Below are 24,242 nucleotides of genomic sequence, written 5' to 3'. Positions count from 1 at the left end.
GGGCTACTTGACGCCGCCGGCGGTGAGCCCGGCGACGATCCGGCGCTGGAAGACCAGCACCACGACGATCAGCGGCACGGTCACGATCACGCCCGCCGCCATCTGCGTGCCGAACGGCTGGTCGAAGCCGGACACGCCGGTGAACTTGGAGATCGCCACGGTCGCGGTCTGCATCTCCTTCCGGTTCACCATCGACAGGGCGATGAGGAACTCGTTCCACGCGGCGATGAACGTCAGGATCGCGGTGGTGAACACGCCCGGCGCCGCCAGCGGCACGATGACCTTGCGGAACGCCTGGCCGCGGGTGCAGCCGTCCACCATCGCGGCCTGCTCCAGCTCGAACGGCAGCTGCCGGAAGAACGCGGTGAGCAGCCAGACCGACAGCGGCAGCGCGAACCCGAGGCCGGGCAGCACCATCGCCTGGTAGGTGTTGATCCACTCGATGTCGGTGAACAGCTTCAGCAGCGGGACGAGCTGCGAGATCCCGGGGAACATCGTGGTCGCGACGATCAGCCCGAGCACGGCGTTCTTGAACCGGAAGTCGAGCCGGGCGAGGGCGTACGCGGTGAAGACGCCCACGGTCAGCGTCAGGACGGTCGTGGTCCCGGCGACGATGACGCTGTTCAGCAGCGCCCGCCCGAACCCGTTGTCGCCCGCGAACACCGCCGTGAAGTTCTCCATCGACCAGCGCGACGGGACGACCGAGTTGTCGAACTGGTCCTGCGGGCGCCGGAACGCCGAGATCGCCATCCAGTAGAACGGGGCGAGGCAGTACACCGCGACGAGCGCGATGCCCAGGGAGGAGAGCGCCCGCCTGAGCGCGGAGCGGCCGTTCATGCGGTCACCTTCCTCGCGCGCCTCTTCACCTGGCGGGCCTCGCCGATGATGTCGGCGCCGAGCAGCTTCACGAACAGGTAGGCGATCAGCGCGATGTAGAGGAACAGGATCGTCGCGTACGCCGCCGCCGACCCGTACCGCAGGTTCGACGCCTCGAACCAGGCGATCATCGTGAGCGTCTCCACCGACTTCTGGTTGACGCCGATCAGCACCGCCGGCAGGTCGAACATGCGCAATGCGTCCAGCATCCGGAATAGGACGGCGACCAGCAGAGCGGGCTTCACCAGCGGCAGCGTGATGTGCCGGAACTGCTGGAAGGCGCTCGCGCCGTCCACCCGCGCCGCCTCGTACACGTCGCGGGGGATCATCTGGAGCCCGGCGAGGACGAGCAGCCCGATGAACGGGGACGTCTTCCACACCTCGGCGATGACGACGGCCATCTTCGCGGGGAACCCGTCGGCGGTCCACAGGATCTGCTGCCGCAGGACGGCGTTGGCCGCGCCGTCCGCCTGGAAGATCCACTTCCACAGCAGGCCGGAGATCGCGGTCGGGATCGCCCACGGCACGAGGATGGACGCCCGCACGAGCGCCCGGCCGCGGAACGCCTGGTGCATGATCAGCGCCATCGCGACGCCGATCACGGTCTCCAGCACAACGGTCGTCACGGTGAAGAACGACGTGTTGCCGAACGCGTTCCAGAACGCGTCCGCGCGGTCACCGGAGAAGATCGCCGTGTAGTTGTCGAGACCGGTGAACCGCTCGCCCTCGACGACGAAGCCGTCCGCGTCCAGGGTCTCGCCGCGGGTGAACAGCGACTCCCGGAAGCCGGCGAGGACCGGGTACCCGATGACCAGCGCGAGCACGAGCAGCGTGGGCGACAGCAGCAGCGCGGCGAGCCGCCGCGTCCCCTGCGCGTCCCGCTTCGCCCCGCGGGTTCCGCCCGCCGCCTTCGCGGTGGGCGGAACCTCGCGCGTCCTCGTCTCGGTCACTGGGCCGTGAGGGGGGTCAGCTTCGCCTGGAGGTCGGAGAGCGCCCGGTCGACCGGGGTCTTCCCGGTCACCGCGTCGTACACCGAACCCTGGATGGCGGCGGTGACGTCGCCGTACTTGACGGCCACCGGACGCGGCCTGGCGTTGCCGATCGCGGCCTTCAGCACCGGCAGGTACGGGAACCTCTTCACCATCTCCGGGTCGTCGTACAGCGCGGCGACCGTCGGGGCCTGGGAGGTGGCGAGGAGGTTGGCGCGCTGCGACTGCTCGCCGGTGAGGTACCGGATGAAGTCCAGCGAGGTCGCCTTGTTCTTCGCGAACGCGGAGATCGCGAGGTTGTGGCCGCCGAGGTTCGCGACGCCGGGGCCGGTCGGTCCGGGCAGCGGAGCCACCGCGAACCTGCCCGCCACCTTCGACGAGCCGTCGCCGGAGTTCGCGAGCGCGTACTGGTACGGCCACTGCCGCTGGAAGAGCAGCTTGCCGGACTGGAAGTGGCGGCGCCCGCCCTCGGTGTCGAGGGTGACGGCCTCCTTCGGCATCCGCTCCGCCTTGGCCTTGGCGAGGAACTCCAGGCCCGCCTTGGCCTGCGGGGTGTTCAGCGCCGGCCGGCCGTCCGGTCCGACGATGGAGCCGCCGTGGCTCTCGATCGCCTCGACCGCGCTGATCGTCAGGCTCTCGGTCTTGTTGACCTCGGTGAACCAGCAGTCCAGGCCCTTGCCCTCGGGCAGCTTCGCGACCTTGTCGCAGGCGTCCCACATCTCGGCGTACGTCTTCGGCGGCGTGGAGATCCCGGCCTTGTCGAGCAGGTCCTTGCGGTAGTAGAGCATCCCGGCGTCGGAGGTGGACGGCACCGCGAACAGCCGGTTCCGGTACTGCCCGGTCGTGATGGTGGCGGGGAGCATCTTCGACAGGTCGATCTGGTCCTTGGGCAGCTCGGCCAGCCAGCGGTTCGCGGCGAACTCCGCGGTCCAGACGACGTCGAGGTTCAGGACGGAGTAGGCGTCCGACCTCGTCGTCGCGTTCTGGATCATCTGCTGCCGCTGGTCGTTCGGCTCGTCCGGCAGCTCGATGATCCGGACCTGCTCCTTCGGGTGCTCGGTGTTCCAGTTGTCGATCTGCTTCTGGAGGTAGCCGGAGCGGTCCTTGCCGGTGACGAACGTGATGGGGCCGCGGCCCCGCAGGGCTCCGGCCGAGGTGCCGCCCTCCGTGCCGCCCTTCTCGTCGCCGCCGCAGGCGGCCAGGGAGAGCACGAGGGCGGCGCTGAGGACGGTGCCGCCGATGAGGGGGATACGCCGCATGGGGTCCTCCTTCGCGGGACGCCCGCGGGCGGTCCCGCCGTTCCGGATAAACGGGGTGGTGGGCTGCGAGGCTAGCAACGCGTTGCAGATGCGTAAACCATTTGCAGAAACTTTCAGCAAGGACGTGCTCGATCTGTAATCCGTTGCGGTCGCGGGCGGGAAAGGTGCTGGTGCCGCGCCGCCCGCTGCGCCAGGCTTCCGTGGTGATCTCCGAGCACCACGCCCTCGTCCGCGACCACACGATCCTGTCGGTCGTCACCGGGTCGCGCGCGTACGGCCTCGCGACCGGCGCCAGCGACACCGACCGGCGCGGCGTCTTCGCCGCCCCGGCCCCGCTGTTCTGGCGTTTCAGCAAGCCGCCGACCCATGTGGACGGGCCGCTGCCCGAGCAGTTCTCATGGGAGCTGGAGCGGTTCTGCGAGCTGGCGCTCGCCGCGAACCCGACCGTCCTGGAGACCCTGTGGTCCCCGATCGTCGAGGTCGCGACACCCGCCGGGGAGGACCTTCTCGCCGTCCGGTCGGCTTTTCTCTCCCGTCATGCGCACCGCACGTTCTTCCGCTACGCCGACTCCCAGTTCCGCAAGTTGCAGGCCGACTTGCGCAACCGGGGCGAGCCGAACTGGAAGCACGTCATGCACCTTCTGCGGCTGCTGCACAGCGGCGCGCACCTCGTCCGGGAGGGCGTCCCGCTGGTCGACGTCGGCGGCCTGCGCGACCGCCTCCTCGCCGTCCGGCGCGGCGAGGTCGGCTGGGACGCGATCGACGCGTGGCGCGCCGCCCTGACCGCCGACCTGGACGAGGCACTCGCCCGCAGCCCCCTTCCGCCCGAACCCGACCGCGACCGCGTCGAGGACCTCCTCGTCTCGATCCGTGAGAGGAGCCTGACATGGTGACCGTCCCGGAGGACATCCTCGCCCGCCTCGACGCCGACCACCCGTACCACCGCGCGTTCGTCACCGTGAGCGGCGCGCACCTGTACGGGTTCCCCTCGCGCGACTCCGACCACGACCTGCGCGGCGTCCACCTGCTGCCGCTGGAGGAGATCGTCGGCCTGGAGACGGGCGAGGAGACGGTCTCGCTCATGTGGTCCGACACCTCGGCCGAGGCGGACATCGTCACCCACGACCTCGCGAAGTTCTGCCGCCTCCTGCTGCGGCGCAACGGCTACGTGCTGGAGCAGCTGACCTCGCCCCTGGTCGTGGCGACCTCGCCGGCGCACACCGAGCTGCTCGGACTCGTCCCGGGGCTGCTGACCTCGAACCACGCGCACCACTACCTGGGGTTCGCGCGGACGCAGTGGGGCGCGTTCGAGAAGTCCGGCGAGCTGAAGCCGCTGCTCTACACGTTCCGGGTGCTGCTCACCGGCATCCACCTGATGCGGGCGGCGGAGATCCAGGCCGACCTGACACGGCTGTACGAGCACGGTCCGTCCTACCTGCCCGACCTGGTCGAGGCGAAGCGGGCGGCCGAGCACGGGCCGCTGCCACCGGACGCGCCGGAGCGCGACCGCCTGCGGGCCGACGTCGAGGCGCTGACCGCCCGCCTTGAGGACGAGCGGTCCCGCACCTCTCTTCGCGCGGAGCCCTCGGTTCGCCGGGAAGTTCACGAATTCGTTGTCCGGATGCGGCTCTCCGCGCGCTGAACTCTCCCGGCACGCGCGTCGTGTCATTCAGTGACGACCGAAAAGTGATCTCCGGATGCAACCGCGGGGGCCGGTCGCCACGTATCACCGGGTGATTGCCGAGCCGAGGAGAGGGACCATTGCGCGCCCAGAGCAGGGAACACAGCGGAGACCCCGTCGACGTCGGGTACGCCGCGGACCTGGCGGACACCGACGTCGCGGAGGCGGAGCTGCGGACGCGGCGGGGCGTCTTCCGCGCCGTCGCGTTCCGCGACCCGGTCGACGGGGAGGAGCACCTCGCGCTCGTGCGGGGGGAGGTCGAGGGGCGGCCGGGCGTCCTCGTCCGGATGCACTCCGAATGCATGACCGGTGACATCTTCGGCGCCACCCGCTGCGAGTGCGGCGACCAGCTCGGCGCCGCGCTGGACGCGATCGTCCGGGAGGGCGCCGGCGTGCTGGTGTACCTGCGCGGGCACGAGGGGCGGGGGATCGGGCTGGTCGCGAAGGTCCGCACGCACGTCCTCCAGGACGACCAGGGCCTCGACACCGTCGACTCGGCGACCGCGATCGGGCTGCCGGTGGACGTCCGCGACTACGGTCCGGCGGCGCGCGTCCTGCGGCGCCTCGGGGTCGGGTCGGTGCGGCTGCTGTCGAACAACCTGGACAAGCAGCGGGCGCTGGAGTCCTACGGCGTCGAGATCGCCGCGCGCGTGCCGCTGCTCGCCGCCGTCAGCGACGACAACGTCCGCTACCTGACCGCCAAGCGCGACCGCCTGGGCCACGACCTGCCCCAGCTCGACGCCCTGGTGGGCGAGGTACCGAGTTGACGGCGCAGACGTACGCCGACCCGCGGGCGGCCGTCCGCCCGGTGCCGCGCCGGTACCACCGGCCGGTGAGGTGGGCCGTGCGGCGGGACCTCGGCGCCGCGGTCGCGGCGCTGGCCGTCCTGCTGGCGCTGGTGCGGCCGGGCCCGCTGGGATGGGCGGCGGGCGCCGTGTACGCGGTTGCGGCGTGGTGGGTGCTCGCGGGCGCGTTCCGGTTCCGGGCGCTCGGCCCGGCCGACCGGGTCACGCTGGGCCGGGTCGTGCTGGCCGGCGGTGTGACCGCGCTGGTCGCGGACGGGCCGGGCACGGCGGGCTGGGCGCTGGCCGCGGTCGCGTCGGCCGCGCTCGTCCTGGACGGCGTCGACGGGTGGGTCGCGCGCCGCACCGGGACGGCGACCGAGCTCGGCGCCCGGTTCGACATGGAGGTGGACGCGTTCCTGATCCTGGTGCTGAGCGTCGAGGTCGCCGTGTCGGACGGGGCGTGGGTCCTCGCGATCGGCGCGATGCGGTACGTGTTCGGCGCGGCGGCGTGGGCGCTGCCGTGGCTGCGGCGCGCGCTGCCGGCGTCGGTCGCCCGCAAGGCGGTGGCCGTGGTCCAGGGCATGGCCCTGACCGCGGCGGCGCTGCTGCCGCACCCCTTCGCGATCGCCGTGGCGGCGGCGGCCCTGGCCGCGCTGGCCTGGTCGTTCGGCCGCGACGTGCGGTGGCTCGCGGGACGCCGGGAAAGGAGGACGGCCGATGCCGCGCGAAGCCCGCGCCTTCTGGATCCCGTCGCCAGGTGAGGGCGAGATCCGCGTCGCGGACCTGCCCGAGCCGGGGCCGGGCGAAGTCGTCGTCCGGACGGTCTGCTCGGGCGTGAGCCGCGGCACGGAGACGCTCGTCTTCCAGGGCCGGGTGCCCGAGAACCAGCGCGAGATCATGCGGGCGCCGTTCCAGGACGGCTCGTTCCCCGGCCCGGTCAAGTACGGCTACCTGAACGCGGGCGTCGTGGAGCACGGCCCGCCGGACCTGCTGGGCCGCACCGTGTTCTGCCTGTACCCGCACCAGACCCGGTACGTCGTCCCGGCGGACGCGGTGCGCCCCGTCCCGGACGGCGTCCCGGCGGGCCGCGCGATCCTCGCCGGGACGGTCGAGACCGCGGTGAACGCGCTGTGGGACGCGGCTCCGCTCGTCGGCGACCGCATCGCCGTCATCGGCGCGGGGATGGTCGGCTGCTCGGTCGCCGGGGTGCTCGCCGGGTTCCCGGGCGCGTCCGTCCAGCTCATCGACATCGACCCGGCGCGGGCGAAGGTCGCCGCCGCGCTCGGCGTCGAGTTCGCGTCCCCGGACGAGGCCCGCGACGGCTGCGACCTGGTCGTGCACGCGAGCGCCACCGAGGCCGGGCTGGCCCGCGCGCTGGAGCTCCTCGCGCCGGACGGCGAGGTGATCGAGCTGAGCTGGTACGGCGACCGGCGCGTCACGCTGCCGCTCGGGGAGTTCTTCCACTCCCGGCGGCTGACCGTCCGCGGCAGCCAGGTCGGCGCGATCTCCCCGGCCCGGCGCGGCCGCCGCTCCTTCGCCGACCGCGTCGGCCTCGCGCTCCGCCTGCTCGCCGACCCGAAGTACGACGCCCTGGTCACGGGCGAGAGCCCGTTCGCCGACCTGCCGCGCCTCATGCCGCGCCTCGCCGCCGACGGCGCGGCCCTCTGCCACCGCATCACCTACGAGGAGGACCGATGTTCAGCGTCACCGTCCGCGACCACGTCATGATCGCGCACAGCTTCACCGGCGAGGTGTTCGGGCCGGCGCAGCGGCTGCACGGCGCGACCTACGTCGTGGACGCGTCGTTCCGCCGCGCCGGCCTCGACCCGGACGGCCTCGTCGTCGACATCGGCCTCGCCGCCCGGGAGCTGAACGCCGTGCTGGGGGAGCTGAACTACCGCAACCTGGACGACGATCCGGCGTTCAAGGGCGTCAACACGTCCACGGAGTTCCTCGCGAAGGTCGTCGCCGACCGGCTCGCCGACCGGGTCGAGGCGGGGGCGCTCGGGGAGCACGCGGGGGGCCTCGCGGGGATCACGGTCACGCTGCACGAGTCGCACGTGGCGTGGGCGAGTTACGAGCGTGCGCTGTGACGGTGTTCATCGTCCCCGGAGACATGTCGGTCCCGTCCGGTGGCAACCGCTACAACCGGCGCGTCTGCGACGAGCTGGCGGCGAAGGGGCGCCCGCTGCGCGAGGTGCCGGTGCCGGGCGGCTGGCCGCGCCCGGACGCCGATGCCCGGCGCCGCCTGGCGCGGGCGCTGGACGCCGTCCCGGACGGCGGGACCGTCCTGCTGGACGGCCTGATCGCCTGCGGCGTCCCCGGCATCGTCGTCCCCGCGGCCCGGCGGCTGAAGGTCGCCGTGCTCGTTCACCTGCCCCTCGCCGACGAGCCTGGGCAGGCCGACCTGAACGCACCCGAACGCGAGACCCTGCGGGAAGTCCAGGCGGTCGTCGCGACGAGCGCGTGGGCGCGCGGCCACCTCATCGCCCACCACGGCCTGGAACCGTCCCGGGTGCACGCCGTCCCGCCCGGCACCGACCCCGCGCCCCTCGCGAACGGCACCGAAGGCGCGTCCCACCTGCTGTGCGTCGCGTCCGTCACGCCCCGCAAGGGCCACGACCTCCTCGTGGAGGCCCTCGCCTCCCTCACCGACCTGCCCTGGACGTGCGAATGCGCGGGGCCGCTCGACCGCGACCCCGACCACGTCGCCCGCGTCCGGGACCTCGTCGCCCGGCACGGGCTCGCCGACCGCGTCACCCTGGAGGGACCCCTGACCGGCAAACGCCTCGACGACGCCTACGCCGCCGCCGACCTGCTCGTCCTCCCGTCCCGCGCCGAGACCTACGGCATGGTGGTGACGGAGGCCCTGGCCCGCGGCGTCCCCGCCGTCGCGACCTCCGTCGACGGCGTCCCCGACACGCTCGGCTGGGACCCCTCCGGCGCCGTCCCCGGCCTGCTCGTCCGCCCCGAGGACCCGGCCGCGCTCGCCGCCGCGCTCCGCCGCTGGCTCACCGAGCCCGGCCTCCGCGACGGCCTGCGCGCCGCCGCGCGGAACCGCCGCGAGACGCTCCCGGGCTGGGACGACACGGCCCGCCGCATGTCCGTCGTGCTGGGCCGGCTCCGGCGGGCGGCGGCATGACCGGCTTCGACGCGTCCTGGCTCGCGCTCCGCGAACCCGCCGACGCCGCCGCCCGCGCCGGCGACCTCCTCTCCCCGCTGCGCGCTGCCCTCCCGGACGGCCCGCTCGTGATCTGCGACCTCGGCTGCGGCACCGGCTCCCTCGGCCGCTGGCTCGCGCCCCGCCTGCCGAACCCGCAGCGCTGGATCCTGTGCGACGACGACCCCGCGCTGCTGGCCCGCGCCGACGTCCCCGCCCCGTTCGAGACCCGCGCCGCCGACCTCGCCGCGCTCCGCGCCGACGACCTCGCGGACGTCTCGCTCGTCACCGCGTCCGCCCTCCTCGACATCCTCGACCCCGGCCGGCTCGACGGCCTCGTCACCGCCATCACGAAGGCGGGGGTGCCCGCCCTGCTGACCCTGTCGGTCACGGGCCGCGTCCGCCTGACCCCGCCCGACCCCCTCGACGCGGAACTGGCCGCCGCGTTCAACGCCCACCAGCGCCGCGGCGACCTCCTCGGCCCGGACGCCGCGAGCGCCGCCGCCGTCGCCTTCACCCGGCGCGGCGCCCGCGTCCGCACGAGCCCCAGCCCGTGGCGCCTCGGCCCGTCCGACGCGGCCCTGACCGCCGCCTGGCTGGAGGGCTGGGTCGGCGCCGCCGTCGAGCAGCGCCCCGACCTCGCCGACCCCGCCTACCTGGCCCGCCGCCGCGCCGAGTGCGAGGCGGGCGCCCTCCGGGCCGAGATCGCGCACACCGACCTTCTGATCGAGACCCCATGATCCTCGACATTCCCCTCCGAACCGCCCCGCGCCGCCGCGTCGGCTGGGCCGCCGGCCGGGCATGGCCGCGGACGCTCGGCGGCGCGGCGATCATCGGCGGGCTCCTCTGGTGGCAGAGCACGGCCGCGTTCACCGCCGCCTTCGCCGTGATCGACGGGTTCGCGGTCGCCGCCGCACTCGCGATCGGCCTGGTCAGCACCGTGTGCAGCGCAGTCCGCTGGCGGGTCGTCGCCGGGCGGCTCGGGCTGCGGATGGCGCCTGGCAGGGCCGTCGCGGACTACTACCGGGCGCTGTTCCTGAACGCGGTGCTGCCCGCCGGGGTCCTCGGCGACGTGGACCGGGCCGTCGACCACGGGCGGCGGGCGGGCCAGGTGGCGCAGGGCGTCCGGGCCGTGTTCTTCGAGCGGGCCGCCGGCCAGATGGTCCTCGCCGGGACGGGCCTGCTCGTCCTGGCGACCCGCCCCGACCTGCTGGGCGCGCTCGCCCCGGCGGCCGTGCCCTGCGCGGTCGTGCTCGGCGCCGTCGCGGGGGCGTTCGTCCTCGCGCGGCGGCGCGTCCGGGCGTTCACCGGCGTCCGCGACGTGCTGGGCGCGTGGCCCGCCGTCGCCGCCCTCTCGCTCGGCGCGCTCGCCGGGCATCTCGCCCTCTTCGTGACGGCGGCCCGCCTCGCCGGCTCCGCCGCGCCGCTCGCCGACCTGGTCCCGCTCGCCCTGCTCGCGCTCCTCGTGATGGGCCTGCCCCTCAACGTCGGCGGCTGGGGTCCGCGCGAGGCCGTCATGGCGGTCGCGTTCGGCGCCGCCGGCCTCGGCTCCGCGCAGGGCCTCACGATCTCCGTCGTGTACGGGGTGCTGGCGCTGCTCTCAAGCCTGCCCGGCGCGGCCGTCCTGCTGGTCCAGCGCCGCCAGGCACCCGCCGAACGCGCGGATGAGGTGCCCGAGCGCGTCCCGGCCCTTGCCTGCGGACGCCAGTGACGGCCGCCCGATCACTCCCGACTCCGTGTAGGGGGCCATTCCGGTCGTGAGGAGCCGCCGCCGGTCGTCGGCGACGTGGTCGGCCTTCTCGTACCCGTCCCGGACGAGCCCGGGGTGCGCGTGCAGCAGGATCGACGTCTCCAGCTCACCGGCGTGCATGTCGGTGATCCCGTCCGTCTCCATCCCGGCCGCCGCGCGCGCCTCCTCCCACTCCTCGGGCCCGGGGAACAGCGCCATCGCGCCGTGCGCCTCCTGCACGATGTTGCCGAGCACGTAGTTGCCGCCGTGCCCGTTCACGAGCACGAGCCGCGGCACGCCCTCGCGGCGCAGGGACTCCGCGACGTCCCGGACGACGGCGTGCAGCGTCGCCGCCGAGATGCTGACCGTCCCGGGCCAGCCCGCGTGCTCGTGCGAGCACGAGATCGCCACCGGCGGCAGCAGCCGCACCGGGTACTCCTGCGCGACCGCCGCCGCGACCGTGCACGCGATCACCGTGTCGGTCGACAGCGGAAGGTGGGGCCCGTGCTGCTCGTGGCTCCCGATCGGCAGCAGGGCGACGGGGACGTCCGGTTCGTCAGCGCTCGTGTGCGTCGGGATCATTCCGCAACCGTGCCACATCCAGGTGCGCGACGGTCGAGTCGTGCAGGGCCAGCGACAGCGCGACGGCCCGGTCGACGACGGCGTCCAGGTCGTCGCCGAGCCGCCCGTCCGCCCACTGCTGCGCCAGCTCCGCCATCGCGCCGGTGAACATCGTCGCGGCGATGACGACGGGAAGCCCCGTGACGGAGCTCTCGATGCGGGTCAGCTCCACGAGGCCCTCCAGCAGCCCGGTCTGGGCCGCCCGCCGCCGCGCCGCGAGGACCTCGTTGCCGCGCGCCTCGGCGAACAGGACCCGGCCCCGGCGCGGATCGTCGCTGATGAACCGCAGGACGCCCTGGATGCCCGCCCGCGTCCGGGCCTCCGGATCCTGCCCGCCCTCCGCGACGGCGCGCGCCAGGACGTCGCCGAGCGCGGTCGCCTCCCGGTCGTAGACGGCCGCGAGCAGCTCCCCGGTGTCGGCGAAGCTCTCGTAGAAGTACCGCGTGTGCAGCGCGGCCTCCCGGCACACGGCCCGGACGGTGAGCGCCGCCTCGCCCTCGTCCCCGAACAGCCGGTACGCGGCCCGCACCAGCATGTCGCGGCGCTCGTCCCTGCGCCGGTCGGCGGGCACTCCCGCCCACCGCGTGGACGCCGTGTGAGCCATGCGGCCAACCCTAGCAAGTCTGGACACACTCGTAACCAAACACTTATTCTGGATACACCTGTAGCCAAACCGCCGGGAGCACCGGATGCCGAACCCCATCGCCACCCGCTTCGAGAAGGACTTCGACCGCGAGATCCGCGCCCGCTTCTTCAAGGGCCTCGACTTCGCCGGCCCGGAAGGCGACCCCGGCTGGTTCGGGCCCGGCAGCGCCACCTGGTACGTCCACTCGCACCTGCCGACCCTGATCCTCGGCCTGGTCGCCGCCGCCTACATCGAAGGGCTCGACCCGAGCATCAGCTGGATGGCCTACGACCACTCCCGCATCCCCGAACGCGACAAGAATGGCATCCCGACCGGCGGCGTCGACCCCGAGGGCGCCGCCGTCCGACTCGGGCACTCCGTCTCCTTCTTCATCGGCACCGCCTACGGCTCCACCCCGACGGCCGAACGCCTGGCCCGCACCGTCCGCGCCATGCACCACACCGTCAAGGGCACCCGCCCCGACGGCCTGGCCTACGACGCCGACGACCCCGAATGGCTCCGCTGGAACTACGCCACCGTCGTCTGGGGCCTCGCCACCGCCCACGAGCGCTACCACCGCCGCCCCTTGCCGGACATCGACCGCTACTACCAGGAGTTCGTCCGCGTCGGGGAGGCCCTCGGCGGCACCGACCTGCCCGCCACCAAGGCCGAGACGCTCGAGTGCCTGGAGTCCTACCTGCCGCGCCTGGCCGTCACGCCCATCAAGGCGTTCCAGACCGGCCCCAACCTGCGCGGCAACGGCGTCAAGCCATGGCAGCCCGGCAGCGCCTTCTTCGACTGGGCGGCCCGCGACATGCTCCCGGAATGGGCCCAGAAGCTCGCCATGTACCAGCGCCCCAACCCGGTCACCCTGCGGGCCCGCCGCGCCATCCTCTGGACGGCCGTGAACGCCCTCCACGACTCCACGGGCCCCATCCAGGAGTACCGCCAGGCCAAGGCCCGCGTCGCCAAGGGCGTCACGGCCGCTCCGGCCCCCTCCACCGCCCCCGCGGCCCCCGACCCGGTCCTCACCCGTGACGAGGTGGAAGCGATCGCCTGACCCCCGGCACACCGCCACGTCTGGCGGCGTACCACTCCGGGCGTAGCGGCGGTGTCCCCGTGCGGGGGACGACGTCCGCCCCGTCCGCGAGGGACCTTTGTCGCACGTGGACCGCCGGCCGATGCGATCGCATCGGCCGGCGAGGGGCCATAGATCGTGGTCCGTCCAGAACGCGAGAAGGACCCGAAATGGCGTCACACGAGAAGGACCGCACACGGGACGCGCGGCCGCCGGGGACGGGCCGGGCCACGACACGCCGGCGGGAACCACCCGTGTTCGAGCTGGGCAGGGGGTGGCGCAAGACGGTACTCGTCGCCCATGTCGTCTCCGCCGGGGCCTGGATCGGCATCGACGTCATCGTGGCGGTCCTGGTCCTCAGCGGGCGCTTCGCAACGACCGACGCGGTGCGCGGCCTGGCGTACCAGGCGCTGGCGACCTTCGTCGTGTGGCCCATGCTCGCCTCCGCGCTCGTCTGCCTGGCCACCGGGCTCGTCCTCGGCCTCGGCACGAGGTGGGGGCTGCTGCGCTACTGGTGGGTCGCGGTCAAGCTCGTCCTCAACCTCGTCCTGTGCGTCCTCATCGTCCTGGCCCTCCAGCCGGGAATGGACGAGGTCGGCGCCTACGGCCGTGATCTGCCCGCCGGGGCCGCCGCGCCGCCGACGATCGACAACCTCTTCTTCCCGCCCGCGGTGTCGCTGACCGCGCTGACCTTCGCGACCGTGCTCGCCGTGGCCAAGCCCTGGGGACGGCTCCGCCGCGACCGCTCGGGAAGCACCCGCCGTTGACTCCTTTGCCGTGACGCCTCAACGGAGCCGTTGACGGAGGTGCGCGGAGAGGTCGGCCGCGCGGTCGCGGAGCGCTTCGGTGAAGGCCCGCCGCACGTGGTCGTCCGGCGCGCCCTCCCGGCGGGCGAGCAGGGTCGGCCGGACGGCGGCGGAGTGGTCGATGCGGGCGAGGGCCACGTCCGGTGGAAGCGCGGGGACCACGAGGCCCGGCACGACGGTGATGCCGAGGCCCGCCGCGACGAGGCCCACCTTCGCCACCCAGTCCCGCGCGACGAACGCGACCTCGGGCGGCCGGGACGCGTCCTCCCACGCCCCGAGGAGCGTCGTGCCCGGCTCCGCGCTCCCCGCGATCCACCGCTCGTGCCGGAGCATCGAGGGTGTGACGCTCGCCAGCCCGGCGAGGGCGTGGCCGGGCGGGAGGGCGACGAGGAGCGGATCGTCCAGCAAGGGGACCGCGCCGACGCCGTCCGGCGGACGTCCGGAGCCGGTGACCACCGCCACGTCGAGGCGGCCCCGCGCGACGGCGGCCAGCAGGCGCGGGCTCAGACCTTCCCGCAGCGGCACCCGGACCTGGGGCTCCTGCTCCCCGAGAGCGGCGATCGCCCGCGGGACCAGCGCCGCCATGGCGGTCGGGAAGGCGCCCACCCGCAGCCGTGCGGGCGTGCGCGCGCCCAGGTCGTCGAGGTCGTGCCGGACGGCGTCGAGTTCGCCGAGCACCGCCTCCGCGCGGCGGAGGACGACGCGTCCCGCCTCGGTCGGCCGTACTCCGCGGGCATGGCGTTCGAAGAGCGGCCGACCGGCCGCCTGCTCCATCAGGGCGATCTGCCGCGAGACGGCCGACTGCGTGTACCCGAGCCGCTCGGCGGCCGTCGAGAAGGAACCGTGCCGGGCCGCCTCCCGCACCACGCGCAACCCCGTCACCGTGAACTCACCCATGCGCAGAAGTGATACCACATATGAAAGATAGTTGATTGTGGAATATCAAACCCGCGCCTAGCCTCCCTTCCATGAGTGCTGAGGCGAACAAGAAGCTGCTTCGCGGGATCTTCGAGGAAATGGCGCGCGGCAACACCCGCCCCATGGGCGACGCGATGGCCGACGACTTCCGATGGGTCTTTCCGGGGAACTGGTCATGGGCCGGGACCTGGGAACCGAAGAAGACCGTCCTGGAAGGGCTGCTGCGCCCGCTGATGGCGCAGTTCGCCGAGTACCGCAGCGAGGCGCACCACATCCTCGCCGAGGGCGACCGCGTCATCGTCCAGGCCAGAGCGGACGCCGTCACCCACCGCGGCGACCGCTACGACCAGAACTACTGCTTCATCTACCGGGTCGCCGAGGGCCGGCTCACCGAAGTGATCGAGTACTGCGACACCGCCCTGGTGGAACGAGTCCTCGACCACCCCACCCAGAACTGACCGGGTCCAACCGCGCTACCTCGCCGCCCCCAGGCACACGCACCGTGGCTGGGGAGGAAAGGCGGCGAGGTCGCGGGACGGTTCGGGCAGGTCGAGCCGGATCATGGCCTGGTCGAACTCGGGCTTCTTGCGATGCTCATCAGGATCGGCACCGTCGAACAGGTCACGGATGAGCTCGACGAGCGCTTCGGCTCGCCGGAGCGCCGGGGCGCCCGGACCGCTGGACGCGAGCGCTCCGCCGACGTTCGCCGCCTTCCACGCCCCGACGCCCTCTTCCTTGATGCCGAGCCACCGTTCGATCGTCCCTGGCAGCCGGACGGCGCCGGCGAACGCGGAGCCGGGATCGTGGGCCGCGGCGCACAGCGTCTCCATGACGGCGCTGTCCCGGCAGTGCTTCGTCCGATACCCGTCGGTTCCCTGCACCGCCATGGCGGCGTCCTCATCCCAGACGACGACGTGCGGGATACCGAACAGCGACAGCGTCCGCGCGGCACGGTGCAGGTCGAATTTGCCGCCGGCGTCGAGGAATCCGACGTTGGGACCGACCGCCGCCATGTACCCCTGCCGTTCGAGCCACTCGAAGAACACCACGTCGCTGAACCCCTCGACGATGATGACGCGGTCGGCGAAGAACGCGGCGGCGCGGCGCGCGTCGAGGTCGTACAGGACGCGGCGACGCCGCTGCTCCTCGGGACGCGGCGCCGGAACCTTTTGGAAGCAGCCGCTCGAGGAGCCGATGTACGCCGAACGCACATGGATGTCGTCGAGCGCCTGCCGTACCGTTTCGGGTTCCGGGGAGACCGCCTCGACCGCGCTGCCGCGCCGCTGGACGCGCGTGATCCCCTCCGGCGAGGTCTCGGACGCCGCGAGCGTCGTCGGGTCGTGGGTGGTGATGGTGACGGTGGCGTTTCCGGACTCGGTGAGCCTTCGCAGGTCCTGGGCGAGCCGTGTCACCTGCGCGGGGTGCAGGAACGCCTCGGGTTCCTCGAACAGCACCCAGCGGAAGTCGTTCTCCTCGGCTTTCGCGCGCACCCGCGCCGCGGCCTGGATGAGCGCGGCGACCAGGGCCCGCTGGACCCCCGACCCCTGCGCCTCCATCGCGCGCCGGGTGCCCTCCTGCTTGACCTGCAGCTCGATCAGGTTCTGGACGATGAAGTCGGCGGACAGCGTGCCGACGCCGACCTCGGCGGACAGTCCCCATGGGTGCAGCGCCTCGTCCAGTTCGTTCTCCAAGTCGGCGATGGGCCCGTCGGACAGGGCGGTCTGAAGCACGCTCAGCGCGCCCCGGACCCCCATCAGCAGGCCGTCGATCTTGGACTGGGAGAACGCCAGCAACAGCACTTCCCGCAGCGGCGAGTCGGTCGCCACGGACGTCTGGTCGCGGAGCTGTGCCAGCGTCGGCACGTAGACGCACACGCCGAGGCTTCCGGTCGCGTCGTCCCAGCCGGTGGCCTCCTCGTCGCCGCCGGGGGAGACGTAGCGGTACTCGCCCGGATGGTTGCCGGTGAAGTACCGCCGGATCCGCAGGGTCCCGTTGTCGAGCAGGCCGAGCCCGGTCACACCCTCGGCCACGTCGACATCGCTCGGGTCGACCTGCGGGAAGAAGAACGCCGCCGCCTCGTCCTGCGACATCTCGTACACGATCTCGATCCAGGACGGCTCGTCGGCGGGCACGTCCCAGGGCCGGTCGCGCACGGGATCCCAGGCGAGCGATCCGTAGAAGAGCCGGACGGCGTCGAGCAGCGTCGTCTTGCCCGCGTTGTTGGGGCCGACCAGCGCGCTGAACGGCCGGAGGTTGAGCCGGACGTCCCGGGCGCCGCGGACGTTCCGCACGGTCACCTGCAGGGGGCGCATCTGGGGTCTCCTCGGTCGGGTCAGCGCGGCAGGAAGGGGCTGGGGGCACCGTGATAGGACACGTGCAGCCGGTCACGGGCGCGGGTGCACGCGACGTACAGGACGCACCGTTCGCGCTGGAGGCTCTCGCGGTGCGCGGCGGGGTCGACGTCCTCGGCGACGATCTCCCGGGGGTGCGGCACCAGGCCGGCGCGGACGCCGACGACCGCGACGCACTGGAACTCAAGGCCCTTCATCGCGTGCATGGAGCCGACGCGGACTCCGGCGTCGTGTGCGCCGGCCTTGGTGGTCTCGATCCCGGCCCGGTGCAGATGGTCGGCGACGCGGTCTGCCAGCCTGTTCTCGCGGGCGGCGACGGCGATGGCGCCCGGTTCGACACCGTCGGAGATCCATGCGCGGACCTGCTCCGTCACCGCCTCGCATTCGGCGTCCTCCGTCGGGAACCGCCGGACGAGGGGGCGCCGCCCGTGCATCGGGGACTCGTAGCCGTCCAGGCTGTCGGGCCACCCGTCGAGCTCGTCGGCGGGCGCGAGGCCGAGCAGCCGCACCGCCCAGGTGAGGATCTCCTGGGTGGTGCGGTAGCTCATGGTGAGGCGGCGGGTCCGGCCGCCGGTGATGTTCACGCCGGTGCTGCGCATCGACACGCGGTGCTGCCAGACCCGCTGGTGAGGGTCGCCGACGACGAACAGGTCGTCGGGGCCTTTGGGGACGGCGGCGCGCAGCAGCCGCCAGTGGACCGGGTGGAGGTCCTGCGCCTCGTCCACGATGATGTGCCGGTAGGGATGCCCGGCGTCCTCTGCGAGGTACCGCGCGGCATCGTCCGCGATCTGCAGAAACGACCATTGCCCGGCAGCGGCCAGCCGTTCCCGCAGCTGCTCCAGTGCGGCCCACACGTTCGGCCGTTCCGCGGGTGGCAGCACCTGATGCCGCCCCTTGCGCCTGGCCTTCAGATAGCCGTCCAGATCTCGGATGTCCTGGGCCAGGAGCACCTGCTCCCATTCGTCCACGAGGAAGCGGCCGCCACGGGAGGTGCCGATCGTGTCGGCGAGCCCGACGAGGTCGCGCTTGTTCAGGACGTCGGGCTGCCGTCCGATCCGTTCCCGGACGATCCGGGACGCCACCCGGTCGATGTTGGTGACCTCGACCCGAGGCCGGACGGCGGGATCGTCGATCAGCTGGTCGAGCTGCCGACCGAGTTCGGCGGTGAGCAGCGTCATGGACGTGGTCATGAGGATCGGCGGCGGGCCGTCCGAATCCGCGTAGCGCCGGGCGAGATGGGCCGCCCGGTGCACCGCCGTCACCGTCTTGCCCGTCCCGGCCCCGCCCGTCACCATGATCGATCCCGGGTAGGAGTCGCGGTAGGCGATCCGGCGCTGCATCGGGTGCAGGAAGATCCGCCACAGCATGAACGGCGGCTGGAGGATCTTGGCGAGTTCCTCGGGGCCGTCGACCAGCGCGACCTGGTTCGGGGTGCGGCTGATCGCGGCGGCGAGGTCGTCGGGCTCGACCGCGGACGGACGCTCCTGGTCGACGAGGTTCTTGCTGATCTCGTCCCAGGTCTGCTCGACGGTCAAGCCGGCGGCGAGCGCGACGAGCACGTCGTACTGGAGCGGCGGCAGCATGTGCTGGAGCGCGTCGAGGTGCGCCTCCCGGGTCAGCAGCCGGACGATCGGGAGGATCTCCTCGTCGATCCCGAGGGCCTTGAGTTCGCGGTCACCGACGTGTCCGAACAGCCGCTTCGGCGTCTGCTCGGCGGCGGACTCCAGGGCGCGTTCCATCGGCTCGAGCGCCGCTTCGTCCCGGACCTCCAGCACGCCCATCACCTGGTTGACGGTGAACTTGCGGCTCGTCGCCCACGCGATCGCCTCATCGTGGGGGAGAACCCGCAGCAGGCAGTACAGGTCGCCGGACTCCGGGGCCAGGACGACGCCGCGCCAGAACCGGTCGATGCGGATCGTCCTGATGCGCGGGTCCCGCGCGTTCCGCAGCTTCTCCAGGTGGGCGCCCGCGTGGGTGTGCTCGGCGAACTTGGTGATGGCCGCCGCCACCGCCTTCTGGACGCGTTTCTCCAGCCGCGCGTGCTCGTCGAGGAAGTCCTTCGCGATCGCGAGCTGCGGCACGGCGACCCTCCCCGTGGAGACTAGACGTCGGGTCATCAGATTACTTCTGGTACCCCTGCCTTCAGGCTGGGGAGGAAACAGAGTTCTTGCGGGGCGGGTCAGGGATGGCCGGTGGGCCGCGCGGGGCGGGGCGGCGGGGAAATTCGGAACACGCAGACCCGGCTCGAACAGGTGTGCTAGTTTGCGGTCCGTGACCAGGTGTGTGCAGCGGGCGTTCAAGTTCCGCTTCTATCCGACGCCGGAGCAGGCGGATCTGCTGAATCGGACGTTCGGGTGTGTGCGCAAGGTCTACAACCTGGCCCTGGAAGCCCGCACCACGGCCTGGCACCAGCGGCAGGAGCGGGTGAACTACAACGCCACCAGCGCGATGCTGACCGGCTGGAAGAAGACCGAGGAGCTGGCCTTCCTCAACGAGGTGTCGTGCGTGCCGCTGCAGCAGGCGCTGCGGCATCTGCAGGGCGCGTTCACCGCGTTCTTCGACAAGCGCGCCGGCTACCCGCGGTTCAAGTCCAAGCACAAGTCCCGGGCCTCGGCCGAGTTCACCCAGTCGGCGTTCCGCTGGACCGACGGTCGGCTCACTCTGGCCAAGATGACCGAGCCACTGAAGATCATCTGGTCCCGGCCGCTGCCCGACGGGCAGGCACCCTCGACGGTGACCGTGTCGCGCGATGCGGCCGGCCGCTGGTGGGTGTCCCTGCTCTGCCAGGACACAATCACGCCCCTCCCGGCCACCGGGCACGCCATGGGTATCGATGCCGGCCTGCACCATCTGGTGACGCTGTCGAGCGGGGAGAAGGCCACCAATCCCCGGCATGAGTGCGCCGACCGGGACCGGCTCGCCCGCGCCCAGCGTGAGCTGGCCCGTAAGGACAAGGGGTCGGCGAACCGGGCCAAGGCCCGGCTCAAGGTGGCCCGCATCCACGCGCGGATCGCCGACCGGCGCCGGGACACCCTGCACAAACTGTCCACGAGGCTCGTGCGTGAGAACCAAACGCTCGTGATCGAGGACCTGTCGGTGCGCAACATGGTGAAGAACCGTTCGCTGGCCCGTGCGATCAGCGACGCGGGCTGGCGCGAGCTGCGGAACATGCTGGAGTACAAGGCCGACTGGTACGGCCGGGAGCTGGTGGTGGTCGACCGCTGGTTCCCCTCGTCCAAGACCTGCTCGGCCTGCGGTGCGGTCGCTAAAAGGATGCCGCTGAACGTTCGTTTGTGGACTTGTCCCTGCGGGGCGGTTCACGACCGTGATGTCAACGCGGCGCGCAACATTCTGGCCGCCGGGCTGGCGGTGACGGCCTGCGGAGCCGGTGTAAGACCTCAACGGGACTCCTCCCGGACGGGGCGGTCGGCAGTGAAACAGGAACACCCGAGGGCGACCAAGGGAATCCCCGCTCCTCGTGACGGGGAGGATGCCAACGTACGGTCAAGATCTTTCCAGTGCAGGGTGTTCGCGAAGTCTCATGCAACTCTCGGGCATCGTTATGCGAACGCGCCCCCGGATCCACTACCGTGCTTTAGCTGATCATCGGGGAGGGGTCTAAGGCATGACGCTGACGTTGCCGCAGCTGGAGACGCATCTGTTCGCGGCGGCGGACATCCTCCGTGGCAAGATGGACGCCTCGGAGTTCAAGGAGTACATCTTCGGGATGCTGTTCCTGAAGCGCTGCTCGGACCAGTTCGAGGTGCTCCGGGAACGCGTGATCGCCGAGCAGATGGCGGCGGGCAAGGCCCGGTCGGCCGCCGAGACCCTCGCCGACAACCCGATCTTCTACCAGGTCGGCGACTTCTATGTCCCTCTCGAGGCCCGCTGGCGGTACATCGTCGACGAGTCGCGGAAGAGCGGTGTCGGCGACCTGCTGAACCGCGCCCTGGGCGCCCTCGAAGAGGCGAACTCGCCCGCGCTGGACGACGTCGTCCAGCACATCGACTTCAACCGCAAGGCGGGCAAGACGTCGCTGCCCGACAAACGGCTCCAGGAGCTGATCAAGCACTTCGGCCGGTACCGGCTCCGCAACGACGACTTCGAGTTCCCCGACCTCCTCGGCGCCGCCTACGAGTACCTGATCGGCGAGTTCGCCGACAGCGCGGGCAAGAAAGGCGGCGAGTTCTACACGCCCCGCGCCGTCGTCCGCATGATGGTCCGCCTCGTCGACCCGCAGGCCGGCATGCGCGTCTACGACCCGTGTGCGGGTTCCGGCGGCATGCTCATCATGGCGAAGGAGTACATCGCCGAGCGTGGGGACGATGACCTCGCCCTGTACGGGCAGGAGGCCAACGGCGGCACCTGGGCCATGTCGAAGATGAACATGATCCTGCACGGCATCGTCGACGCCGAGCTGCACAACGAGGACACCCTCGTCGAGCCGATGCACTACGAAGAGGACGACACCCTCATGTCGTTCGACCGCGTCCTCACGAACCCGCCGTTCTCGCTGAACTACGACGCCCAGGCCATCACCAAGGAGCGGGAGCGGTTCGAGTACGGCTGGACGCCCGACACGGGCAAGAAGGCCGACCTGATGTTCGCGCAGCACGTGCTGGCCGTCCTGCGCCCGGACGGCATCGCCGCGACCGTCATGCCGCACGGCGTCCTGTTCCGGGGTGGCAAGGAACGCGACATTCGTCAGGCGGTCATCGAAGCCGACCGCCTCGAGGCCGTCATCGGCCTCGCCCCGAACCTCTTCTACGGGACGGGCATCCCCGCCTGCATCCTGGTCCTGCGCGGGACGGAGCAACGCCCGCCCACCCATCGCGGCACCGTGCTGTTCATCAACGCCGACCGAGAGTTCACGTCCGGCCGCGCTCAGAACTACCTCGACCCCGAGCACGCGGAGAAGATCGTCTCCGCCTACCGGCAGTACAAGCGCGACCCGGAGATGGAGATCCCCGGCTTCGCCCGCGTGGTGCCCGTGACAGAGCTGGCGGAGAACGACTTCAACCTGAACATCCGCCGCTACGTCGACAACACGCCGCCTCCGGAACCGCAGGACGTCCGCGCCCACATCCACGGCGGCGTCCCCAAAACCGAGGTCAAGGAGCATGAAGCGGCGTTCGCCGCCTATGGCGTCAACGTCCACGACCTGTTCGTCGAGAAGAACGAGGACTACTACGGCTTCCCGCCGGAGGGCTGGCAGGCCGCGATCGACCGCATCCCGGAACTCGCCGCACCCACCGAAGAGCGGCTGCGCGACGCCTTCGACGAGTGGTGGGACCGCCACAGCAAGCGCCTGTCGGAACTGCCGCGGACCCACCGCGTCATGGACACCCGCGCCGAGCTGCTGGACTCGTTCGTCGGTGAGCTCGAACCACTCGGCCCCCTGGGCCGCTTCCAACTCGCCGGCGCCGTCGCGTCCTGGTGGGGAAGTGTCCAATACGACATCAGGTCGCTGTCGTATCACCAGTTCAGTGGGGTCGTGCAGAACTGGCTGACCACGATCAAGAGCGCATTTGACGACACGAGCCCCGCAGCCACTCTCAACGCCCAACGTCGCAACACAGAGAAGCGGAAGGCCAGGGAGCATCGACTCGTCCCGTACGTCCTGGCGGACTATCTGAAGCAGTTGGAGGAGGCCGAGAACTTCCGCGCCGAACTCGACGCCAAGGTCAAGGCCGCAACCGCGATTCCGGACGAAGACGCAGAGGACGTCGAAGAGATCGACCCGGTCGAGCTCAAGCGCCTCAAGGCCCAGCTCACGGCGGCGAAGAAGAACATCCGCACCCTCGAAGCAGAGTTCGTTACGAAGCTGGGCGCGGGCGTCCGCGCACTCCACCAAGAGGGAACCGAAGAAGCCCTCGTCATGCGGATCTTCAAGGCCGACCTGCAATCACGCATCGACATCCGCCTCACAATCGGCCGCCGAGCCCTCGCCGACCGATACCGAATGTGGGCCGACAAATACGCGATCACCCTCCCCGAAATAGAGGCCCAACGCGCCGCCGCCTCCGCCCGTGTGAACGCCATCCTCAAGGATCTCGGCTATGCCTGACCTCCCCGAAGGCTGGCGCCTCCTCAAGCTCAAGGATTGTGGGACGTGGCTTTCTGGCGGGACGCCGGCCACCGAAGAAAGCCGATTTTGGGGCGGTGATATTCCGTGGATCAGCGCAGCCAGCCTCAAAGATTTCCATATCTCGCAATCCGACCGCCGCGTCACCCGCGCCGGTGCTCGGGCGGGCACTCGCCTGGTAGGTGACGGCGTCGTTCTTTTCGTGGTTCGGGGCATGAGTCTCAAGACTGAGTTTCGAGTCGGCGTGACTCAGCGGGTAGTTTCCTTCGGGCAGGACTGTAAGGCAATCATTCCCGCTCCCGGAATCGACGGCACATTCCTCGCCCTTGCTCTAAAAGCCCGCAGCCGTGACATTCTCGCAATGGTAGATGAGGCGGGGCATGGGACCGGTCGCCTACCGACGGACCTCCTGGCCAAATTGGAAATCGGCGTTCCGCCACTGGACGAGCAGCGCAAAATTGCGGAGACTCTCGACGCAATCGACGACCAGATCACCCTAAGTGGCAGCTACATCAGAAAGCTGGAGCAACAAGCTAAAGGTGTGATCGATGTATGCCTATCGCCCCTGGCGGAAGCGGCGATGGACCGAGTTGGGCATATTTTTGAAATAAAGCCAGGAATAACCATTGGACCTGATCGCGTTCCGCTAAATGAAGGACGCCAATACTTGCGCGTCGCAAACGTGCAGCGAGAGCGTATTCAATTTCATGATCTATTGGCCATGGAGGCTTCTGCGGCGGAAGCGAAGATGTTCTCACTGCGAAGGGGTGATCTGCTTATTGTGGAGGGGCATGCAAATCCAGAAGAAATTGGACGCTGTGCTTCAGTTCCAGAGAAGGCCACTGGACTTCTTTATCAAAATCATCTATTCCGCCTCCGGTCATCTGATATCCTGCCAAAATTTGCCGAATCCTGGTTCAATTTCGCAGTAGCTCGATCATATTGGCGACGAAATGCCGCAACAAGTTCGGGTCTCTATACGATAAATTCTCAACTTTTGAGAGCTTTGCCTTTCCCGAGAATTTCGGCTGACGAACAAATAAAGTTGGCGACAATATTCACAGCAGTCGCGGAAAATATCCAGCAGGAGCGCAACCTCGTTGCTCGCAACTCTAAGGCGAAGAGTGCACTGATGAATGACTTGTTGACTGGACGCGTGCGGGTATAAGCGTTTAGACTCGCGCCCGGTGCGGCGCATCACTGGCTCGCAGGCAGCTGCCTCGTGTCCATCTCTGGCCCGGCAGTGCCCTACCGTTCACTTTCAAGCCTCAACGCACTA

The 24,242-nt window shown here is 71.0% G+C and carries 23 protein-coding genes; 15 read left to right on the top strand and 8 right to left on the bottom strand.

Going from position 1 to position 24,242, the window contains the following annotated elements; genetic code table 11:
- Nucleotides 1-3: 3 nt before the first annotated feature.
- Genes IE99_RS0109140 through IE99_RS0109130 form a run of 3 tightly spaced genes read right to left on the bottom strand, consistent with a single transcriptional unit; the run spans nucleotide 4 to nucleotide 3,124 of the window.
- Nucleotides 4-837 carry a carbohydrate ABC transporter permease gene (locus tag IE99_RS0109140; RefSeq protein ID WP_030166655.1) on the bottom strand — a complete coding sequence of 278 codons (834 nt, stop codon included), beginning with the start codon at nucleotides 835-837 and terminating at the stop codon, nucleotides 4-6.
- Nucleotides 834-1,826 carry a carbohydrate ABC transporter permease gene (locus IE99_RS0109135; RefSeq protein ID WP_084219391.1) on the bottom strand — a complete coding sequence of 331 codons (993 nt, stop codon included), beginning with the start codon at nucleotides 1,824-1,826 and terminating at the stop codon, nucleotides 834-836. The genes IE99_RS0109140 and IE99_RS0109135 overlap by 4 nt, the downstream gene beginning before the upstream one ends.
- Nucleotides 1,823-3,124: an ABC transporter substrate-binding protein gene (locus tag IE99_RS0109130; protein WP_030166648.1), complete on the bottom strand. Its 1,302-nt coding sequence runs from the start codon at nucleotides 3,122-3,124 to the stop codon at nucleotides 1,823-1,825. Before IE99_RS0109130 ends, IE99_RS0109135 begins: the two co-directional genes overlap by 4 nt.
- Before the next feature lie 203 nt (nucleotides 3,125-3,327).
- On the opposite strand from IE99_RS0109130, the gene IE99_RS0109125 reads away from it, so the two are divergent.
- The 9 genes from IE99_RS0109125 to IE99_RS0109085 all read left to right on the top strand — a co-directional run bounded on the left by IE99_RS0109125 (nucleotide 3,328) and on the right by IE99_RS0109085 (nucleotide 10,461).
- Complete coding sequence (locus IE99_RS0109125) at nucleotides 3,328-4,017, top strand: nucleotidyltransferase domain-containing protein (RefSeq protein ID WP_245623124.1); 690 nt, start codon at nucleotides 3,328-3,330, stop codon at nucleotides 4,015-4,017.
- Nucleotides 4,011-4,766 carry a nucleotidyltransferase domain-containing protein gene (locus IE99_RS0109120; protein ID WP_030166642.1) on the top strand — a complete coding sequence of 252 codons (756 nt, stop codon included), beginning with the start codon at nucleotides 4,011-4,013 and terminating at the stop codon, nucleotides 4,764-4,766. Before IE99_RS0109125 ends, IE99_RS0109120 begins: the two co-directional genes overlap by 7 nt.
- A gap of 179 nt (nucleotides 4,767-4,945) precedes the next feature.
- Complete coding sequence (locus tag IE99_RS0109115; RefSeq protein ID WP_030166639.1) at nucleotides 4,946-5,572, top strand: GTP cyclohydrolase II; 627 nt, start codon at nucleotides 4,946-4,948, stop codon at nucleotides 5,570-5,572.
- The gene (locus IE99_RS0109110) at nucleotides 5,569-6,351 is read left to right on the top strand and encodes a CDP-alcohol phosphatidyltransferase family protein (RefSeq protein WP_425423807.1); all 783 of its coding nucleotides are present in this window, start codon (nucleotides 5,569-5,571) and stop codon (nucleotides 6,349-6,351) included. The genes IE99_RS0109115 and IE99_RS0109110 overlap by 4 nt, the downstream gene beginning before the upstream one ends.
- Nucleotides 6,308-7,318 (top strand): zinc-dependent alcohol dehydrogenase, encoded by a 1,011-nt coding sequence (locus IE99_RS0109105; protein ID WP_030166633.1) that lies wholly within the window; start codon nucleotides 6,308-6,310, stop codon nucleotides 7,316-7,318. The genes IE99_RS0109110 and IE99_RS0109105 overlap by 44 nt, the downstream gene beginning before the upstream one ends.
- On the top strand, nucleotides 7,285-7,683 hold the full coding sequence (locus tag IE99_RS0109100; protein WP_030166628.1) for a 6-pyruvoyl trahydropterin synthase family protein: 399 nt from the start codon (nucleotides 7,285-7,287) through the stop codon (nucleotides 7,681-7,683). The genes IE99_RS0109105 and IE99_RS0109100 overlap by 34 nt, the downstream gene beginning before the upstream one ends.
- Complete coding sequence (locus IE99_RS0109095) at nucleotides 7,680-8,732, top strand: glycosyltransferase family 4 protein (protein WP_342666197.1); 1,053 nt, start codon at nucleotides 7,680-7,682, stop codon at nucleotides 8,730-8,732. The genes IE99_RS0109100 and IE99_RS0109095 overlap by 4 nt, the downstream gene beginning before the upstream one ends.
- Nucleotides 8,729-9,490, top strand: a complete 762-nt coding sequence (locus tag IE99_RS0109090; RefSeq protein ID WP_030166625.1) for a class I SAM-dependent methyltransferase — start codon at nucleotides 8,729-8,731, stop codon at nucleotides 9,488-9,490. Before IE99_RS0109095 ends, IE99_RS0109090 begins: the two co-directional genes overlap by 4 nt.
- Entirely contained in the window at nucleotides 9,487-10,461 is a 975-nt protein-coding gene (locus tag IE99_RS0109085) for a lysylphosphatidylglycerol synthase transmembrane domain-containing protein (protein ID WP_084219390.1), read from the top strand. The genes IE99_RS0109090 and IE99_RS0109085 overlap by 4 nt, the downstream gene beginning before the upstream one ends.
- On the opposite strand, the gene IE99_RS0109080 is transcribed toward IE99_RS0109085, so the two are convergent.
- Together IE99_RS0109080 and IE99_RS0109075 are read right to left on the bottom strand one after the other, a co-directional pair.
- Nucleotides 10,351-11,061: a creatininase family protein gene (locus IE99_RS0109080; RefSeq protein ID WP_030166622.1), complete on the bottom strand. Its 711-nt coding sequence runs from the start codon at nucleotides 11,059-11,061 to the stop codon at nucleotides 10,351-10,353. The two genes, IE99_RS0109085 and IE99_RS0109080, sit on opposite strands and share 111 nt — an antisense overlap.
- Nucleotides 11,036-11,704 (bottom strand): TetR/AcrR family transcriptional regulator, encoded by a 669-nt coding sequence (locus tag IE99_RS0109075; protein WP_084219389.1) that lies wholly within the window; start codon nucleotides 11,702-11,704, stop codon nucleotides 11,036-11,038. Before IE99_RS0109075 ends, IE99_RS0109080 begins: the two co-directional genes overlap by 26 nt.
- An 85-nt stretch (nucleotides 11,705-11,789) precedes the next feature.
- Here IE99_RS0109075 and IE99_RS0109070 point away from each other — a divergent pair, with 85 nt between their 5' ends.
- Together IE99_RS0109070 and IE99_RS0109065 are read left to right on the top strand one after the other, a co-directional pair.
- Complete coding sequence (locus IE99_RS0109070; protein ID WP_030166620.1) at nucleotides 11,790-12,785, top strand: oxygenase MpaB family protein; 996 nt, start codon at nucleotides 11,790-11,792, stop codon at nucleotides 12,783-12,785.
- A gap of 188 nt (nucleotides 12,786-12,973) precedes the next feature.
- Nucleotides 12,974-13,570: a hypothetical protein gene (locus IE99_RS0109065; protein WP_245623123.1), complete on the top strand. Its 597-nt coding sequence runs from the start codon at nucleotides 12,974-12,976 to the stop codon at nucleotides 13,568-13,570.
- An 18-nt stretch (nucleotides 13,571-13,588) separates the two neighbouring features.
- On the opposite strand, the gene IE99_RS0109060 is transcribed toward IE99_RS0109065, so the two are convergent.
- A complete protein-coding gene (locus IE99_RS0109060) occupies nucleotides 13,589-14,506 on the bottom strand; it encodes a LysR family transcriptional regulator (RefSeq protein ID WP_051712305.1) in 918 nt (305 codons plus the stop codon).
- Nucleotides 14,507-14,577: 71 nt separating this feature from the next.
- Here IE99_RS0109060 and IE99_RS0109055 point away from each other — a divergent pair, with 71 nt between their 5' ends.
- On the top strand, nucleotides 14,578-14,985 hold the full coding sequence (locus tag IE99_RS0109055; protein WP_030166613.1) for a nuclear transport factor 2 family protein: 408 nt from the start codon (nucleotides 14,578-14,580) through the stop codon (nucleotides 14,983-14,985).
- A 15-nt stretch (nucleotides 14,986-15,000) separates the two neighbouring features.
- Here IE99_RS0109055 and IE99_RS0109050 read toward each other — a convergent pair whose 3' ends face one another.
- Both IE99_RS0109050 and IE99_RS0109045 read right to left on the bottom strand, forming a co-directional pair.
- On the bottom strand, nucleotides 15,001-16,839 hold the full coding sequence (locus IE99_RS0109050; protein ID WP_030166611.1) for an ATP-dependent nuclease: 1,839 nt from the start codon (nucleotides 16,837-16,839) through the stop codon (nucleotides 15,001-15,003).
- Between the two features lie 20 nt (nucleotides 16,840-16,859).
- Entirely contained in the window at nucleotides 16,860-18,995 is a 2,136-nt protein-coding gene (locus IE99_RS0109045) for a 3'-5' exonuclease (RefSeq protein ID WP_245623122.1), read from the bottom strand.
- A gap of 166 nt (nucleotides 18,996-19,161) precedes the next feature.
- Here IE99_RS0109045 and IE99_RS0109040 point away from each other — a divergent pair, with 166 nt between their 5' ends.
- The 3 genes from IE99_RS0109040 to IE99_RS31080 are packed head-to-tail and all read left to right on the top strand — an operon-like array spanning nucleotide 19,162 to nucleotide 24,131.
- Entirely contained in the window at nucleotides 19,162-20,481 is a 1,320-nt protein-coding gene (locus tag IE99_RS0109040) for an RNA-guided endonuclease InsQ/TnpB family protein (RefSeq protein ID WP_425423812.1), read from the top strand.
- A gap of 22 nt (nucleotides 20,482-20,503) precedes the next feature.
- Nucleotides 20,504-22,945, top strand: a complete 2,442-nt coding sequence (locus IE99_RS0109035) for a type I restriction-modification system subunit M (RefSeq protein ID WP_030166586.1) — start codon at nucleotides 20,504-20,506, stop codon at nucleotides 22,943-22,945.
- A complete protein-coding gene (locus IE99_RS31080; RefSeq protein WP_084219388.1) occupies nucleotides 22,938-24,131 on the top strand; it encodes a restriction endonuclease subunit S in 1,194 nt (397 codons plus the stop codon). Before IE99_RS0109035 ends, IE99_RS31080 begins: the two co-directional genes overlap by 8 nt.
- Nucleotides 24,132-24,242 lie beyond the last annotated feature (111 nt).

It is taken from the genome of Spirillospora albida, from assembly GCF_000718255.1.
Classification (GTDB): domain Bacteria; phylum Actinomycetota; class Actinomycetes; order Streptosporangiales; family Streptosporangiaceae; genus Spirillospora; species Spirillospora albida.
Note: the sequence above shows the minus strand (reverse complement) of the source record. Positions and strands in the feature narration are given on the sequence as shown.